Source organism: Roseomonas chloroacetimidivorans (assembly GCF_049629625.1).
In the GTDB taxonomy this organism is placed as follows: Bacteria; Pseudomonadota; Alphaproteobacteria; order Acetobacterales; family Acetobacteraceae; genus Roseomonas; species Roseomonas chloroacetimidivorans.
The window spans coordinates 54,768-70,745 of the sequence record NZ_JBNBZS010000032.1 but is presented as its reverse complement, the minus strand read 5'-3'; the positions used below and the strand labels follow the sequence as shown (position 1 = coordinate 70,745).

Annotated in this window: 11 protein-coding genes; 5 read left to right on the top strand and 6 right to left on the bottom strand. The window is 67.7% G+C overall.

Translation table 11 applies throughout. From position 1 onward, the window contains the following. Positions 1–123 precede the first annotated feature (123 nt). From ACO1BU_RS21500 to ACO1BU_RS21480, 5 genes are all read left to right on the top strand, one after another. Positions 124–1,776, top strand: a complete 1,653-nt coding sequence (locus ACO1BU_RS21500) for an AMP-binding protein (protein ID WP_424138019.1) — start codon at positions 124–126, stop codon at positions 1,774–1,776. A 95-nt stretch (positions 1,777–1,871) separates the two neighbouring features. Then, entirely contained in the window at positions 1,872–2,168 is a 297-nt protein-coding gene (locus ACO1BU_RS21495; protein ID WP_424138018.1) for an acyl-CoA dehydrogenase family protein, read from the top strand. Positions 2,169–2,206: 38 nt separating this feature from the next. Next, complete coding sequence (locus ACO1BU_RS21490) at positions 2,207–3,196, top strand: tripartite tricarboxylate transporter substrate binding protein (RefSeq protein ID WP_424138017.1); 990 nt, start codon at positions 2,207–2,209, stop codon at positions 3,194–3,196. A gap of 499 nt (positions 3,197–3,695) precedes the next feature. Then, positions 3,696–4,529, top strand: coding sequence for an IclR family transcriptional regulator (locus tag ACO1BU_RS21485; RefSeq protein ID WP_424138016.1), 834 nt, complete (start codon positions 3,696–3,698; stop codon positions 4,527–4,529). A gap of 210 nt (positions 4,530–4,739) precedes the next feature. Further along, the gene (locus ACO1BU_RS21480) at positions 4,740–6,707 is read left to right on the top strand and encodes an AsmA family protein (RefSeq protein WP_424138015.1); all 1,968 of its coding nucleotides are present in this window, start codon (positions 4,740–4,742) and stop codon (positions 6,705–6,707) included. A gap of 305 nt (positions 6,708–7,012) precedes the next feature. Here the strand turns inward: ACO1BU_RS21480 and ACO1BU_RS21475 are convergent, their stop codons facing one another. The 6 genes from ACO1BU_RS21475 to ACO1BU_RS21450 all read right to left on the bottom strand — a co-directional run bounded on the left by ACO1BU_RS21475 (position 7,013) and on the right by ACO1BU_RS21450 (position 15,959). Then, on the bottom strand, positions 7,013–8,995 hold the full coding sequence (locus ACO1BU_RS21475; RefSeq protein WP_424138014.1) for an acetyl/propionyl/methylcrotonyl-CoA carboxylase subunit alpha: 1,983 nt from the start codon (positions 8,993–8,995) through the stop codon (positions 7,013–7,015). 5 nt (positions 8,996–9,000) lie between these two features. After that, a complete protein-coding gene (locus tag ACO1BU_RS21470) occupies positions 9,001–10,623 on the bottom strand; it encodes a carboxyl transferase domain-containing protein (RefSeq protein ID WP_424138013.1) in 1,623 nt (540 codons plus the stop codon). Next, positions 10,623–11,792, bottom strand: a complete 1,170-nt coding sequence (locus ACO1BU_RS21465) for an isovaleryl-CoA dehydrogenase (RefSeq protein ID WP_424138012.1) — start codon at positions 11,790–11,792, stop codon at positions 10,623–10,625. Before ACO1BU_RS21465 ends, ACO1BU_RS21470 begins: the two co-directional genes overlap by 1 nt. A gap of 78 nt (positions 11,793–11,870) precedes the next feature. After that, positions 11,871–14,138, bottom strand: a complete 2,268-nt coding sequence (gene xdhB / locus ACO1BU_RS21460; protein WP_424138011.1) for a xanthine dehydrogenase molybdopterin binding subunit — start codon at positions 14,136–14,138, stop codon at positions 11,871–11,873. 8 nt (positions 14,139–14,146) lie between these two features. After that, a complete protein-coding gene (locus ACO1BU_RS21455; protein ID WP_424138010.1) occupies positions 14,147–15,520 on the bottom strand; it encodes a xanthine dehydrogenase small subunit in 1,374 nt (457 codons plus the stop codon). Between the two features lie 76 nt (positions 15,521–15,596). After that, positions 15,597–15,959: a response regulator gene (locus ACO1BU_RS21450; protein WP_424138009.1), complete on the bottom strand. Its 363-nt coding sequence runs from the start codon at positions 15,957–15,959 to the stop codon at positions 15,597–15,599. Positions 15,960–15,978: the final 19 nt, after the last annotated feature.

The following is a 15,978-nucleotide window of genomic DNA, read 5'->3' as shown; positions in this document are numbered from 1 at the left end:
CGAGCGCCTCCGCCACTTCGCCGCCCAGTCCGGCGATGACACCCTCCAGCCCGCCCCCCTCCTGCTCCGCCTCGCCGAGCAACGCTCCTCCTTCGCCTCCCTCGATGCAAAGGCCCAGGAGGCGTGACCTCGGCGGGACAGCATCTCTGGAAGCGGTCCTATCCACCGGGCTGCCGCTGGGATGCGCCCATCGAGATCGGCACTCTGCCGGCGCTACTGGATAGCGCAGTCGCGGCATGGGCAGAGCGCCCAGCGATCGAGTATCGCGGTCGGCAGATCAGCTATCGCGAACTGTCCGGGCTGGTCGACCGGCTTGCGGCCGGCCTGATCGGCGCCGGGATCGGCCCGGGCAGCACCGTGGCGTTGCACCTGCCCAACACACCCTGGCATCCCGTCTGCTTTCTCGCCCTAGCCAAGGCGGGCGCGCGCATCGTGCATCTGAGCGCGCTCGATGCGAGGCGGGAGCTGGCCTATAAGCTGCGCGACAGTGGCGCACGGCATGTTATCACGACTGACTTTCCGGCCCTGCTGGACAGTGCGACATGGCTGCTGGACAGCGATGCCGCGCAGACGGTGTTCGTGGCGCGCGACAGCTTCTGGGGCGGCGCCGAAGCCGCTCCGCTTGCCGCGCGCCTCCGCCCGCTGGAGCCGCTGCTGGACGGCCCGCCGCCCGCTATCTGGCCGGCGCTGCAGCCGGACGACGTCCTGCTGCTACAATATACGGGCGGTACCACCGGCCTGCCCAAGGGTGCCATGCTCACCCATGGGAACCTGACCTCCGCCGTCTCCAGCTATCGCAGCTGGCGCGACCGCCACGCCCTGGCGCCCGGCGAGCAGCGCGTGCTGCTGGTTTTGCCACTCTTCCATATCTACGCCCTGACGGCCGTGTTCCTGCGCCACCTCGCTGAGGGCAACGAGCTGCTGATCCGCACGCGCTTTGATGCCGCCTCTGCGCTGGACGACATCGAGCAGCGCCGTGTCACTGTATTCCCGGGCGTGCCGACCATGTGGATCGCGTTGCAGCGCCAGCCCGGGATAGAGCGGCGGGATCTTTCCTCGCTGCGCTCCATCTCGTCAGGTGGCGCGCCGCTGCCCTTTGAGGTGAAGCAGCGCCTACAGGCCGTAACTGGACATTTCCTTGGCGGTGGCTGGGGCATGACCGAGACGAGCCCAGCCGGCACGCGCGTGACGCCGGAAGCGCCGCAACGTCCGGGCATGATTGGGTTGCCGCTTCCGGGGATCGAGATGCGGATCGTCGCCCTTGATGACCCCACGCGCGTGCTGCCGGCCGGTGAGACGGGGGAGATCGCGATCCGCGGCCCCAATATCTTCAAGGGTTATTGGAACCGCCCAGAGGAGACCAAAGCCGCCTTCCGCGACGGCTTCTTCCTCACCGGTGATGTCGGCTGGATGGATGACGGCGGCTACATCACCCTTGTGGACCGCCGGAAGAACATGATCATTTCGGGTGGCTTCAACGTTTATCCCGCCGCTATCGAACAGGCGATCTATGAGCACCCGGATGTCGCGGAATGCATCGTCATCGGCATCCCCGACGCTTATCGCGGCGAGGCGGCCAAAGCTTTCGTGACCCTGCGCGAGGGCGCGCCCGAGCTGACGCTGGAGGCGCTTCAGGAATTCCTTCGCGACCGGGTCGGCCGCCACGAGATGCCCGCCGCGCTCGAAATCCGCGAGGCTCTGCCGCGCAGCCCGACCGGCAAGCTGCTGGCCAGTGCGCTGCGCGAGGAGAGTCGTACGACAGGAGGCACGGAATGAGAGACGCCGCGTCCCCGCTTGCCTGACCGGAATCACCGCGCGGTTCGGCACCGCGACTGGCAGCTTCCAGGTCTTGCAGCACTGCGCGGACCGGCATGATGGTGCAACTGGAGCAGACGCGCGGCATGGCCATGTACGCGGCCATGATGGCGGCTGAGGAAGATGCAGGCGAACAACGCCGTGCGACGAACGCCGCGACGGTGCAGGTCGGCCGTGGCGCGCGGCGGCTGGGGCAGGAGATGGTCCAGCTTCATGGCGGCGTCGCCATGACCATGGCACACGCCGCCCGCCACTACTTTGCGCCGCTGACGGCCATCGACGTGCTGTTCGGCGATGCGGAGCGCCATCGGCGCGTGCTGTCCGTTGCGGGGGAGCTGATTCCCGCCGGGTGAACCAGGGCCCCGGCGAACGGGGAACAGGGAGGAACAACATGGACGCGAACAAAGAATCGCGCGGCATGACGAGGCGGGGCGCATTCGTGCTCGGCAGCCTGGGACTGGCCGCGCCGCGGCTGGCGCGGGGGCAAGGCGGCTTCCCTGACCGTCCCATACGCTTCATCGTGCCCTGGCCGCCGGGCAGCTCGCTCGACGCGCTGTTCCGCTCGATGTTCGACATCGTGCGCCGCGATCTCGGCCAGCAGGTTATCCTCGAGAACCGGCCGGGCGCGCGGGGAACCCTCGGCGCCCAGGCGCTGCTCCAGGCCCGGCCGGACGGCTACACCCTGGCGCAGCACCACCTCTCCATCCTGCGCCAGCCCTTCCTGACGCGGCAGCCGACATGGGATCCGATCACCGACTTTACCTACATCCTGCAGGTCAGCGGCTTCCTTTTCGGCGTGGTGGTACGGACGGACAGTCCTTACCGAAGCTGGGCGGAGTTGATTGCCGCCGCCCGTGCCAGGCCGGGGCGGCTCACCTATTCCACCTCCGGGGTATCCACATCCAACCACATAGCCATGGAGGACATCCTGGCGCGCGAGCGGGTGGAGATGACCCATGTGCCCTTCCGTGGCGCTCAGGAAGGGGTGACGGCCCTGCTGGGCCGGCAGATTGATTGCGTCGCCGACGCCCAGGCCTGGCGCCCGAATGTGGAGGCCGGCGAATTCCGCCTGCTCTGCGTGTGGACGCGCGAGCGGCTGGCCGCCTTCCCGGACGCGCCCACGCTGAAGGAACTGGGCCACGACATGGTCGTCACCTCTCCCTATGGCGTGGCCGGGCCGAAAGGGATGGACCAAACGGTGGTGAACACCCTGCACCAGTCCTTCCGCAAGGCGTTATTCGACGAGACAACCCAGGCGGTGATGAAGCGCTGGGAGATGCCGCTCGAATATCTTCCGCCTGCAGAGTACCTCTCCTTCGCCAGGGAACGGGTGGCCTATGAACGCGAGATGGTCGCGCGGCTGCGGCTCAGCATCGACTGAGCCAGGCAGGCCAGGACAGCGCCCTGCCGTGCCCAGCCGGCACGCCCCCGGGGGGTGCAACGCCCCGAGGCGCGAGAGGGACGGGAAGGGCGCCCACTCGGATCTTCAAGGCGGGTGTTCCATCGGACCGGCCGGTTGCTGCAGCGGGATCGAAAGCCGGAAGTCGGAAGCGGCAATGGGCCGGGTGACGGGAGCACCGTTTTCATGCATGGCGAATTAGGACGGACGCTTCGGCCAGCTGCGGCGACGGCGGCGCGGCATGTCCTGCTTGCCCTGGGCTGCCCGCCATTCGGGCGAGGAGGGAAGGGCCGGACGCAGCTTGTGTCCGGTGGACGGAACTTGCCTTTGAGTCTAGATGGCACCGCGGACAGAGGAGCTCCCAGCGCGCGTGAAGCCGTGTCCGCACATGATCGCCCGGCGTGCCTGAGGTGAGCGCGCGCAAGCGGCGCCCCCCCGCGGCAGCGAGACAGGTCGCGTCCCCAGGGCTGGAACAGCCAGAATGAGGGTCCGCAAGGTCACCAGCGGAGACGCGCGTAGTCGGCGATCCGGGGGCGCCGGGGAGGAGGCGTCGCGCGACCCGCAATTTGTCGAGGCGATCGCGCGCGGCTTCGGCATTCTGGAGGCATTCACCTCGCGCGATACGATGCTGGGCAACCAGGAAATCGCGGAGCGCTCGGGCCTGCCCCGGCCCACGGTGTCGCGCCTGACCCACACTCTGACGCAGCTCGGCTATCTCGATTACCTCCCGCGTTTTGCGAAATACCAGCTTGGCGTCGGTGCGGTCGCGCTGGGGCAGTTGGCCCTGGCCAACATGACGCTGCGCGGAGCGGCCAGGCCGCTGATGCAGGCCTTGTCGCAGAGGCTCGGTACCTCCGTCTCCCTTGGGCGTCGTGACCGCCTGTCCATGCTCTATGTCGACCACTGTCAGCCGTCATCGGCAGTCGCCCTTCAGCTTGGCCTCGGGTCCCGCATCCCACTGGCCGTCACGGCGATGGGACGGGCCTATTACGCCGTAGCCTCGGCCGAGGAACGTGCGGCGATCGACGAGCAGATTCAGGAGCGTTTCCCTGAGCGCTGGCCAGCGGTCCGTACCGGCCTGCACGAAGCCGTGGATATGCATGCGGCACTCGGCTTCACCATTTCGGTCGGCGACTGGAACCGGGAGGTCAACGCCGCCGGCGCCGCTGTGGTGCTGCCGGAGGGGGGCATCGCGGCCTTCAACTGCGGGGCGCCTGCCTTCATGCTTGATCGCGAGCGGGTGCTGCGTAAGGCGGGGCCGGGCGTGGCGGAGATGTCTCAGCGCGTCCTGGCCATCGCCTCCGGCAAGGGCTGATTCAGCACACGGCGCAGGAAGATCGGCCGGCGACGTCAGGCCAGCCCAGGGTTTCAGCCCTCCGGCAGCGCATCCATCCCGAGAGCCAGGGGGCTTGGCAACGCGCCCGGTTCCCGCACCTTAGCGCCCGGCCAGCAGCGAAGGTGAACCCCTGGCCGCCTCGCGCATTACATCCGAAGGCCAGGTGGCCGATGGGAGGCGGAGGGCAGCATGGCGGCACGCCGGGTACCGCGTTGGGCGATCTGGACTGGGATCCCCTTGGTCCTGATCACGCTGCTTGTCATGTTCTGGAACTGGGACTGGTTCATCCCCCTGGCAGAGCGCCAGGCTTCGGCCGCACTCGGCAGACGCGTGACGATCGAGCACCTCCATGTCCGCCTAGGCCGCGTCACCGAAGTTTCGGTCGATGGGCTGCGGATTGCCAATCCGGAGGGCTTTCCAGACGACCCACCCTTCGCCCGCGCTGAGCGCGCCTCGGCGAAGCTGGATGTCATGGCCTACTGGCACCAGCGGACCATCGTAATCCCGGCGATCGAGGTGACCCGCCCTGTGATCGAGGCCATTGCCCGGGAGGATGGCTCCAACAACTACAGCTTCAATCTCGGCCGCCCGGCGGGTGAGGGGGCCACGCCGGCCGAGGCGGGCACCAGCCCCGCGCCGAAAATCGGCCTTCTCCGCATCGTGGAAGGCCAGGCCCATGTGGCCGACCCCCGGCTGAAGGCCGATTTCCACCTCGCCATCGCCACGCGCGACGAAGAGTCAGCGGAGCCGCGCATCGGCGTAGAGGCGCGCGGGACCTATGCAGGGCAGCCTATCACCGGCAACGCCCTGGGTGGCGCCGTGCTGGACCTTCAGGACAAGGGCAAGCCCTGGCCGATCGAACTCCAGCTCGCCAACGGCCCCACTCGGGTCAGCCTTCGCGGCACGCTGCAGAACCCGCTGGAGCTGCAGGGGGCGAATGTGCGCCTGGAGCTACGTGGCCCCGATATGGGCCTGCTCCAGCCACTCACCGGCGTTCCGATCCCGAAGACCACGAATTACGAGCTGGCCGGTCAGCTCGACTATGTGCAGGGGAGGGTGCGCTTCCGCGACTTCGCGGGCCGCCTCGGACGCAGCGACCTCGCGGGCACCATCACGGTCACGACTGGCCAGGCGAAGCCCGACGTCGAGGCCGATCTCCGTTCCCGTCGCGTGGACATGGCCGATCTCGGCGGCTTCATCGGCGAGGAGCCTGGGCGCGCCTCCACTCCCGGACAAAGCCCGCAGCAGCGGCGCGAGCAGGCGCGCAATGAGTCCCGCAGCCGCGTGCTGCCGGACGATCCCATCAACTTCCCCAAGCTGGAAGCGGCCAATGTGCGGCTGAACTACCGCGCAGACAGCATTGTCGGCCGCAACATTCCCTTCGACAACATGCAGGCGGCGATGGAGTTGAAGGACGGCGCTATCACGCTGCATCCGATTGCAGTTGGCGTCGGCACAGGCAAAATTGAGGGCAACATTGCCCTGAGCCCGCAGGAGGGCGGCCGCCTGCATGCCACGGCGGATGTCAGGTTCCAGCGCCTCGATGTCTCCCGGCTGATGCAGGCAACCAACACCTTCGAAGGCGGGGGCCGCATCAACGGAAGGGGACGCATTGAGGGCACCGGCAAGTCCTTTGCAGACATCCTGGGCAGCGGCAGCGGGGAAATCACGCTCGGCATGTCAGGCGGCAATCTTTCGTCGCTGCTTGTCGATCTCTCCGGCCTGCGGCTGGGCAATGCGATCCTATCGGCGCTCGGTGTGCCCGGACGGACAACGGTTCAGTGTTTTGTGGGCAACGTCGTGCTGCAGCGGGGAGTCGCAAATCTGCGCACGGTGATCCTCGACACCGAGGACGTCGTCGTAAACGCGACCGGCGCCGTGAACATAGCGCGAGAGCAGCTGGAGGTGCGGCTGCGGAGTGAATCCAAGTCCTTCACCATCGGTGCCGTGCCAACCTCCATCTTGATCGACGGCAGCTTCCGCAATCCGGATGTCGGGCCCGACATGTCCGAGCTGGCGGCGCGCGGCGGGATCATCGGCGGCTTGGCCGCGCTGGTGGCTCCCGTGGCGGGGCTACTGCCTACCATCCAGTTCGGCACGGGCGAGGATGGCCGTTGCGAAGCCCTGGTTCGCCGCGGAAGCCGTCCCGCGCGCTGAGAAGCATGCCTGGGCGGGTCAACGAGGCGCCAGCCGGATGTCAGCGCCGGGCCTCGCTCGGTATGGCTGGCTGTCGCCCATTTCCAAGTTGAAGGGGCGGAAACGCCGCCTCCTTCCTCTTGGAAGCAGCTCTTCGGCACAGGCTGCCGGGTGCGGGCGCGGCAGAGACACCTCAACGTTCCGATCTTTCGGGCCAGTAGGGGGTGAGGAGCCAACCGAGAACCAGGCCGCAAGCGGATGTGCATGATCGGTCCCGGCCCGGGCCACAGGAGCGCGGCGCAGGCGAAGGCACCGCGCCTGAAGGACTATTTCAGCAACACCAACTCCGCGCCATCATCGACCAGGTCGCCAGCCGCGCAGAGCAGGTCACCGACCAAACCGTCCGCTGGCGCTGTGATCCGCATCTGGACCTTCATTGCCTCGAGAACGAGGAGGATAGAACCACGGGTCACCGCCTGCCCGGGCCTGACGAGCACTTCCAGCACACGACCGGGCATCGGGGCCAGGATGCGACCTGACGCACTGTTTGGCCCATCCTGGGGCGTATGCTGATCGACGATCCGCAGGTCATGCATTGTGCCCCCTGAGAATATGAGGACCCGATCGGCGTGCCGGAGCGCCCGGAGTTGGGTGATCCTTCGATCCACACGAAGCCTGATCCTGGAATCGCCGAGATCCTGTGCCAGGACCTCCAGGGCACCGTTGGGTGTCTCCAGCCGGAACTGCCCCGCCTCCCGGAGATAAGCACGCCCGGTCCAACGTGCTTCGCCCTCAGCCAGCGTGAAGTCCTGAAACCCCGTGCCGTTCAGGCGCCAGGCCGAAGCCGCATCCCATGGGGAGTAAGGGTCGGCCGGATCAGGCGCCGGCGCCAGGGCCCGATCCAGGAGCAACCGAGCGACAGCCGCCGCCAGGATCTCTGGCGGGGCGGTGCCTGGCGCGGGAAGCAGGGCGCCGGCATGGCGAGTGATGAAGCCTGTATCCAAGGCGCCGGAGCGGAACTCCGGGTGGTCCAGGATGCGCCGGAGCAGGCCAAGATTGGTGGCCGGCCCCGCAATCTCCGTCGCGGCCACGGCCCGCGAGAGCCGGGATACCGCCGCATCCCGATCTGGTCCCCAGGAAATCAGCTTCGCCAGCATCGGGTCGTAATGGACGGTGACGGAGTCACCCTGCCGCACACCCGCATCGACGCGGATCCCCTCCCATTGCTCCGGGAACTGGAGATGATGGATGTGGCCAATGGAAGGAGCGAAGTCCCGTGCCGGAGCCTCGGCATACAGGCGGACCTCGATGCTGTGGCCATTGATCCGAAGCTGGTCCTGGGCGACGGGCAGGGGCTCACCGGCTGCGACACGGAACTGCCACTCAACCAGATCCTGGCCGGTGATTGCCTCCGTCACCGGATGCTCCACCTGCAGCCGGGTGTTCATCTCCATGAAGTGGAACGCCTCCCCTTCGGCGATGAACTCCACCGTTCCCGCGCCGACATAGCCAATGGCGCGGGCGGCATCGCAGGCGGCACGGCCCATGGCCTCTCGCCGGGCCGGGTCCATGCCGGGTGCGGGAGCTTCCTCCACCACCTTCTGGTGCCGCCGCTGAACGGAGCAGTCCCGCTCGAACAAATGAACGGTGTTGCCCTGGCGATCGGCGAAGACCTGCACCTCGATATGGCGAGGACGGGTAAGATACCGTTCCAGAAGCACATGATCGTCGCCGAAGGCCGAGCGTGCCTCGCCCTTGGCCAGCGCCAGCCCTTCCTCAAGCCCGTCGGCGGCTTCCACGATCCGCATGCCCTTGCCGCCGCCGCCCGCACTCGCCTTGATCAGCAGGGGATACCCAATGCGGTCCGCCGCTTCGCGCAGTGTCGCCAGCGACTGCTCCGGGCCGTGGTAACCGGGCACGAGCGGCACGCCCGCACGCTCCATCAGCGCCTTGGCGGCGGATTTCGAGCCCATGGCGCGGATGGCTGACGGCGGCGGGCCGATAAAGGTGATCCCGGCCGCGGCGCAGGCCTCGGCGAAATCCGCATTCTCGGAAAGGAAGCCATAGCCGGGATGAATGGCCTCCGCGCCGGAGGCGAGGGCGGCCTCTATGATCGCCCCAGCATGGAGGTAACTGTCCCTTGCTGGCGCGGGACCGATGCGGCGGGCCTCATCGGCCATGGCCACATGCATGGCCTCCGCATCCGCGTCCGAGTACACGGCCACGCTGCGAATGCCGAGGCGGCGCGCGGTGCGAATGACCCGGCAGGCAATCTCGCCCCTGTTGGCGATCAGGATCGTACGGAACATCCGTGTCACATCCGGAACAGGCCAAAGCCGGGCGCGCGCCCCGCCCAGGACGGGACAGGGGCGTTCAGGGAGGCCGAGATGGCGAGCGCCAGCACCGTCCGCGTCTCCGCGGGGTCGATGACTCCGTCATCCCAGAGCCGTGCCGTGGCGTAGTAGGGATGCCCCTGCGTTTCGTACTGTTCCCGAATGGGTACCTTGAAGCGCTCCTCCTCATCAGCGGACCAGGTGCCGCCGCGCGCCTCGAGCCCGTCACGCCGGATGGTCGAGAGGACCGATGCGGCCTGTTCTCCGCCCATCACGCTGATCCGCGCATTGGGCCACATGAAGAGGAAGCGCGGCGAATACGCCCGCCCGCACATGCCGTAATTGCCCGCGCCGAAGCTGCCGCCGATGACAACAGTGAACTTGGGCACCGTCGCGGTGGCGACCGCCGTTACCATCTTGGCTCCGTCCTTGGCGATTCCGCCACTTTCGTACTTCCGGCCCACCATGAAGCCGGTGATGTTCTGCAGGAAGACGAGAGGGATGCCGCGCTGGCAGCACAGCTCGATGAAATGCGCGCCCTTCTGCGCGGATTCCGAGAAGAGAACGCCATTATTGGCGAGGATGCCCACGGGGTAGCCATGCATCCGCGCGAAGCCAGTGACGAGGGTCGGGCCGTAGAGCGGCTTGAATTCGTCGAACTCGGAAGCGTCGATGATCCGGGCGATCACCTCGCGTACATCGTAAGGTTGCCGCAGATCAGCCGGGATCAGGCCGTAGATTTCCTGCGGGTCACGCGCGGGTGGGCGAGGTGGCATGATGTCGAGCGAGTCGGGCTTTCGGGTGTTCAGCCCGGCCACGATACGGCGTGCGATCCCGAGCGCATGGGCGTCATTCTCCGCCAAATGGTCGGTAACGCCGGAGATACGCGAATGCACCTCGGCGCCGCCCAGATCCTCGGCGCTGACAACCTCGCCGGTCGCGGCCTTTACCAGCGGGGGGCCGGCCAGGAAGATGGTGCCCTGATTGCGCACGATCACGCTCTGGTCCGACATGGCCGGCACATAGGCGCCACCGGCGGTGCAACTGCCCATCACCACCGCGACCTGTGGGATGCCCTTCGCCGACATATTGGCCTGGTTGAAGAAGATGCGGCCGAAATGGTCGCGGTCCGGAAAGACCTCGTCCTGATTAGGCAGGTTGGCGCCGCCGGAATCCACGAGATAAAGGCAGGGCAGGCGGTTCTGCTCGGCGATCTCCTGCGCGCGGAGATGCTTCTTCACGGTCAGCGGGAAATAGGTGCCGCCCTTCACCGTGGCATCATTGGCCACGATCATGCATTCGCGCCCCTCGACGCGCCCGATGCCTGTGATGATCCCGGCCGAAGGCACCTCGCCGCCATACATCCCGTGCGCGGCAAGCTGCCCGATCTCCAGGAAAGGCGAGACCGGGTCGATCAGCGCCCGGATGCGGTCGCGCGGCAACAGCTTGCCACGGGACAAATGCTTCTCGCGCGCCGCAGCGCCGCCACCCTCGCGCACGCGGTCCGCCTGGACGCGCAGGTCCTCCACCAGCGCTCGCATTCGGGTCGCGTTCTCCGCGAACTCCGTGGAGCGCGGTTCGACCGCGGTCGGAAGAACTGGCATCACGCGGTCTCCGCGAAGAGTTCGCGCCCGATCAGCATTCGTCGGATCTCGCTCGTGCCTGCGCCGATTTCGTAGAGTTTCGCATCACGCAACAGGCGGCCGGTGGGATAGTCGTTGACATAGCCATTGCCACCCAGCGCCTGAATGGCCTCCAGCGCCATCCATGTGGCCTTCTCCGCGGCGTAGAGGATGGCCCCGGCGGCATCCTTGCGCGTGGTCTGCCCGCGGTCACAGGCACGGGCCACGGTGTAGACATAGGATTTCGCAGCGTTCATCACCGTGTACATATCGGCGATCTTGCCCTGCATGAGCTGGAACTCGCCGATGGGCTGGCCGAACTGCTTCCTGTCGTGGATATAGGGAAGCACCACGTCGAGGCAGGCCTGCATGATGCCGAGTGGCCCGGCTGCCAGCACGACACGCTCATAGTCCAACCCGCTCATCAGCACATTCACGCCACGACCCTCGGCGCCCAGCACATTCTCGGTGGGCACTTCGCAATCGTCGAAGATCAGTTCGCAGGTGTTCGAACCCCGCATGCCAAGCTTGTCCAGCTTCTGCGCCGTGGAGAAGCCTTTGAAACCCTTCTCGATGAGGAAGGCGGTAATGCCGCGTGGTCCGGCCGCAGGATCGGTCTTGGCATAGACCACCAGCACATCCGCATCCGGTCCGTTGGTGATCCACATCTTGCGGCCATTGAGGATGTAGCGGTCGCCCTTCCGCTCCGCCCGCGTTCGCATGCTGACCACGTCCGAACCTGCCCCAGACTCGCTCATGGCCAAGGCGCCGACATGCTCGCCATTGATGAGCCGCGGAAGGTAGCGTCGCCTCTGCTCCGCATCGCCGTTGCGGGTGATCTGGTTGACGCAAAGATTGGAATGGGCGCCGTAGGAGAGGCCGACACTGGCGGAGGCGCGACTCACTTCCTCCATGGCCACGCAGTGCTCAAGATAGCCCATGGCGGCGCCGCCATATTCTTCCGGCGCCGTAATCCCGAGCAGCCCGAGATCCCCAAGCTTGCGCCAGAGGTCCGTCGGGAACTCGTTGCTGCGGTCGATCGCGGCCGCACGCGGCGCGATCTCCTCAGTGGCGAAGGCCGCCACCTGCTCGCGCAGTGCATCGGCCGTGTCGCCCAGGCCAAAATCGAGTCTGCGGAAACTGTTGCCCATGACGTTCCCTTCCGCCAGCTCTGTCGGCGGCTTCCGGAACGGTATGGGCGCGGCGCGTGGCTCGCAAGCCGCGCGAGGCTATGCTCGCGCAGCCATGAGCAGGCGCTCCGGCGTGGCCGGCACGTCCAGCCGCTCCGTTCCCGCCGCGTCCCGCAGGGCGTTCAGCACCGCGGTCGCCAGCATCACCGGTGGCTCGCCCACGGCTTTGGAGCGAAATACCGTGTCCGCCCGGGCTGGCGCCCCCTCCAGCAGCCAGACGTTGAACACGGGCGGTACATCGCGTGAGCCGGGGATCTTGTAGGTCGAGGGCCCTAACGTCCGGAGCCGCCCCTCTGCATCCCACCAGAGCTCCTCACAGGTCAGCCAGCCCAGGCCCTGGACGAAGGCGCCCTCGATCTGCCCCCGGTCCACCGCAGGGTTCAGCGAACGGCCGCAATCCTGAACCAGATCAGCCCGCAGCAGCCGATGTTCGCCCGTCAGCAGGTCCAGTTCCACCTCTGCGATAGCCGCGCCATAGGAGAAATAGAAGAACGGCTCGCCCTTTACTTTCACCGGATCCCAGTGAATGCTCGGCGTCCGGTAGAACCCTGTGGAGGAGAGCGAGACGCGCGCCTGCACGCAGCGATGGGCCAGCTCGCTGAAGCGCATGCGGTGGTTGCCGGCGAAGACCTCCTCCTCCTCAAATCGGATCTCCTCCGGACCGACACCCCATTCCGCCGCAGCCATCTCCGCCATTCGGGTGCGGATGGTGGTGGCCGCGATCTGCGCGGCCCAGCCATTCAGGTCGGATCCCGTGCTGGCGGCGGTGGGCGCGGTGTTCGGCACTTCGGCGGTGCTGGTGGCCGTGATCCGCACCCGCTCCACCGGCACGCCGAAAACACCGGCGACGACCTGAGCGACCTTGATGAACAGCCCCTGGCCCATCTCCGTGCCGCCATGGTTCAACCGGATCGAGCCGTCCTCATAGACATGGACCAGCGCGCCCGCCTGGTTCATGGAGGTGATGCCGAACGAAATCCCGAAGGCGAGGACGAAGCTTCCCAGACCGCGTTTCACCACCTCCGAATGCGCGTTGAAGGCGTCCACCTCCGCCCGGCGACGCTCCCATTCCGCGCCATCCCGGCATTCCGCCCAGACGCGCCGGATCAAATCCCCTTCCAGGGTCTGGCCATAGGGCGTGACGGGGTCATTCTCCCCGCCGGCCAGGTTACGCTCGCGCACTGCCTCTGGTGTCATGCCCAGGGTCTTGGCAACGCGATGCGTGACATCCTCCATCAGCAGCACGCCCTGCGGCCCGCCGAAGCCGCGGAAGGCGGTGTTGCTGACCGTGTTCGTCTTGCAGGCGACACCTGTGATGGCGACGTCCGGCACGTCCAGGCAGTTCAGCGCATGGGTGACCGAGCGGAACACCACCCCGCCCGAGAGATCGACACTGTGCCCGCCATCCGCCGCCAGCGTCGCCTCCAGCGCGAGGATGCGACCGCTTTCATCGAACCCGGCTTCCCAGCGGAACAGCGTGGGGTGCCGTTTGCCGGTTGCCGCCATGTCCTGCTTCCGGCCCAGCCGAAGCTTCACCGGCCGTCCCGTGCGCCGTGCCGCAAGCGCCGCACAGGCTGCTACCCAGGAGGCATTGCTTTCCTTTCCGCCGAAGCCGCCGCCCAGCCGCCGCACCTGAACGGCGATCCGGTTCTGGTCGCAGCCCAGGATACGGGCCGCGACATGCTGCACCTCTGTCGGGTGCTGGGTGGAGGAGTGGATGACGAGATCGCCATCCTCGCCGGGCACCGCCATCGCGATCTGCCCCTCCAGGTAGAAATGCTCCTGCCCGCCGGCATGAAAGATCCCGGAAAGGCGGCGCGGTGCCGCCGCCAGCGCCCTGGCGGCATTGCCCCGGCGCATCACCATGGGCGGGAAGAGGAAGGAGCCCGCATCCAGCGACTCCTCAACGGAAAGCACAGGACGCAGCGCGTCGATCGCCGGTTGCACGGTGGCGGCCCCAGCCAGGGCAGCGTCGCGGGTTTCCGCCACCACAATGGCCAGCGGCTGGCCCCAATACTCCACCAGCCCCTCGGCCAGCATGTGCTCCTGCGGGCGCATGGGCTGCGCGATGTCGTTCCGGCCGGGAATATCCCCCGGCCCGATCGCCGCGACCACACCGGGCACCGCAAAGGCCGGCGACAGGTCCAGGGGCGCCAGTCGCCCATGGGCGACTGGCGAAAGAACCAGGGCTGCGTGCAGAAGACCGGGGAGGTCGGGCAGGTCGTCAGTGAAGCGGGCCCCGCCGGTCGCGTGCTTCAGGGCGCTGTCCTGGCGCAGCGCAGCGCCCGGGCCAGTATGGTTCACCATCGCGTCCATCAGGCGGCCTCTGCCTGGCGGTGCCAGAGCCGCCGCAGCAGGTTCCCCGCTGCGATCCGTCGATACTCGGCGCTGCCCCGCCAGTCGGACACCGGCGCGATGGCCTTCTCGATGGCGGCGGCCGCCGCTTCCACCACCTCGCGCCGCCAGGGCTGGCCGGCCAGGGCCGCCTCGGCCGGCTCGCAGCGCTCGGCTCGCGGGCCGGTGCCGCCCAGGGCGATCCGTGCCCAGGTCACGCGCCCGCCTTCGAAGGCGATCACCGCCGAGAGCCCGACCGTCGTGATGTCCTGGTCGGGCCGCTTGGAAAGCTTTTCCGCCGCGAAGAGGGCACCAGCAGGCGGGCGTGGGATGAAGACGTCGCGGATAATCTCGCCCGGCCGAAGGGCATTGCTGCGATAGCCCGTCAGGAAGTCCTGCACTGCCGTCTCCCTCATCCCATCCGAACCGGCGATCCGCAGCGTGGCGCCCAGTGCCAGCAAGGGCGGAAGCGCATCGCCAATCGGCGAGGCCGTTCCAAGATTGCCGCCGAGCGTGCCCATTCCCCGGATCTGCCGGGAACCGAGCCGGCGCAGCAGCGCTGCCAGCGGCGCGAAGGCCGGATCGGTTGAGCAGGCCGCCAGAAGGCGGCGATAGCTCGTGGCGGCACCCACGCGCAGACCTTCGGGCCCCGCCTCCAGCCCCGTCAGCTCCGGTACGTTGCCGACGAAAATAATCTCGGCCGGCACCTCGCGCCGCTCGGATACCCGCAGTCCGAGATCGGTGCCGCCAGCCAGCAGCCAGGCTGCCGGATGGGCAGCGCGTAGCGTCAGAAGGGCATCCAGCGTCGCCGGGCGGTGGAAGACCTGGCCCGGCGCCTCTAGCCGGATGGCGTCGCCCGGAGGCGGCGACGGGGTCGCGGCCCCGTCATCCTGCAGCGCCGCGAAGGCATCCACGATCGGACGATAGCCGGTGCACCGGCAGAGATTTCCAGCCAGGGCATCGTGCACATCGCCGCCCTCCCGCGCATAGGCCCAGGCGGTCATGGCGATGCCTGGCGTGCAGAAGCCGCATTGGGTCGCATCTGCCTCGGCCAGAATGCGTTGCACGGGGTGCACCGTGCCGTCAGGCGCCCGCAGCCCCTCTATCGTCCGGACGCAGCGGCCATGCATCTGGCCAAGCAGCGCCAAGCAGGCATTGACCGGCACGCGCGCGCCATCCGGCTCCTCGATGACCACGGTGCAAGCGCCGCAATCGCCTTCCGCGCAACCTTCCTTCGTCCCGGTCAGGCGGGCAGGGCCGCGCAGCCAGTCGAGCAGTGTCATGGTGGGCGAGATACCCGGCGGCAGCGTAAGCGGCGTGCCGTTCAGGGTGAGGGAGATGAGGCCGGCGGTCATGCCGCCGAGCCTAGCAAGCGTTGAGCCAGGGTTCATTGGTCACCGGCGCCAATCCGCGCCAGGAACGCTCCGGTGGTCAGCCCGCCGGCAGGCGGGCAAGGGCAGCCGTCAGGTCCTCGGGCGCATAGGGCTTGGCGAGCACTGGCACGTTGGCGAGCCGCTGCGGAAGCCCCGCCGCGCCATAGCCGGAGGCCACGACGAAGGGCACGCCCATGCGGATCAGCGCTTCCGCGACCGGCTCGGAGGTTTCGCCCGCCAGATTCAGGTCGAGCACGGCGAGGTCGGGGCGGTCCTTCTCAAGAAGCGCTAGGGATTCTGCCACTGTCGCGGCAGGGCCAATAACGACCACCCCGGCATCGGCCAGCGTGTCCTCCACCAGCATGGCCACCAGCGTCTCATCCTCGACCACCAGAACACGTCGCCCGGCCAGGCTTGCCATGCCGCTACTCCCCATTACC

What these genes read in the sequence shown, in the direction of transcription:
- ACO1BU_RS21495 (WP_424138018.1), top strand. Translation starts at nt 1,872, where the DNA reads ATGATGGTGCAACTGGAGCAGACGCGCGGCATGGCCATGTACGCGGCC.
- ACO1BU_RS21490 (WP_424138017.1), top strand. Translation starts at nt 2,207, where the DNA reads ATGGACGCGAACAAAGAATCGCGCGGCATGACGAGGCGGGGCGCATTC.
- ACO1BU_RS21485 (WP_424138016.1), top strand. Translation starts at nt 3,696, where the DNA reads ATGAGGGTCCGCAAGGTCACCAGCGGAGACGCGCGTAGTCGGCGATCC.
- ACO1BU_RS21480 (WP_424138015.1), top strand. Translation starts at nt 4,740, where the DNA reads ATGGCGGCACGCCGGGTACCGCGTTGGGCGATCTGGACTGGGATCCCC.
- ACO1BU_RS21475 (WP_424138014.1), bottom strand. Translation starts at nt 8,995, where the DNA reads ATGTTCCGTACGATCCTGATCGCCAACAGGGGCGAGATTGCCTGCCGG.
- ACO1BU_RS21470 (WP_424138013.1), bottom strand. Translation starts at nt 10,623, where the DNA reads ATGCCAGTTCTTCCGACCGCGGTCGAACCGCGCTCCACGGAGTTCGCG.
- ACO1BU_RS21465 (WP_424138012.1), bottom strand. Translation starts at nt 11,792, where the DNA reads ATGGGCAACAGTTTCCGCAGACTCGATTTTGGCCTGGGCGACACGGCC.
- xdhB (WP_424138011.1), bottom strand. Translation starts at nt 14,138, where the DNA reads ATGGTGAACCATACTGGCCCGGGCGCTGCGCTGCGCCAGGACAGCGCC.
- ACO1BU_RS21455 (WP_424138010.1), bottom strand. Translation starts at nt 15,520, where the DNA reads ATGACCGCCGGCCTCATCTCCCTCACCCTGAACGGCACGCCGCTTACG.
- ACO1BU_RS21450 (WP_424138009.1), bottom strand. Translation starts at nt 15,959, where the DNA reads ATGGCAAGCCTGGCCGGGCGACGTGTTCTGGTGGTCGAGGATGAGACG.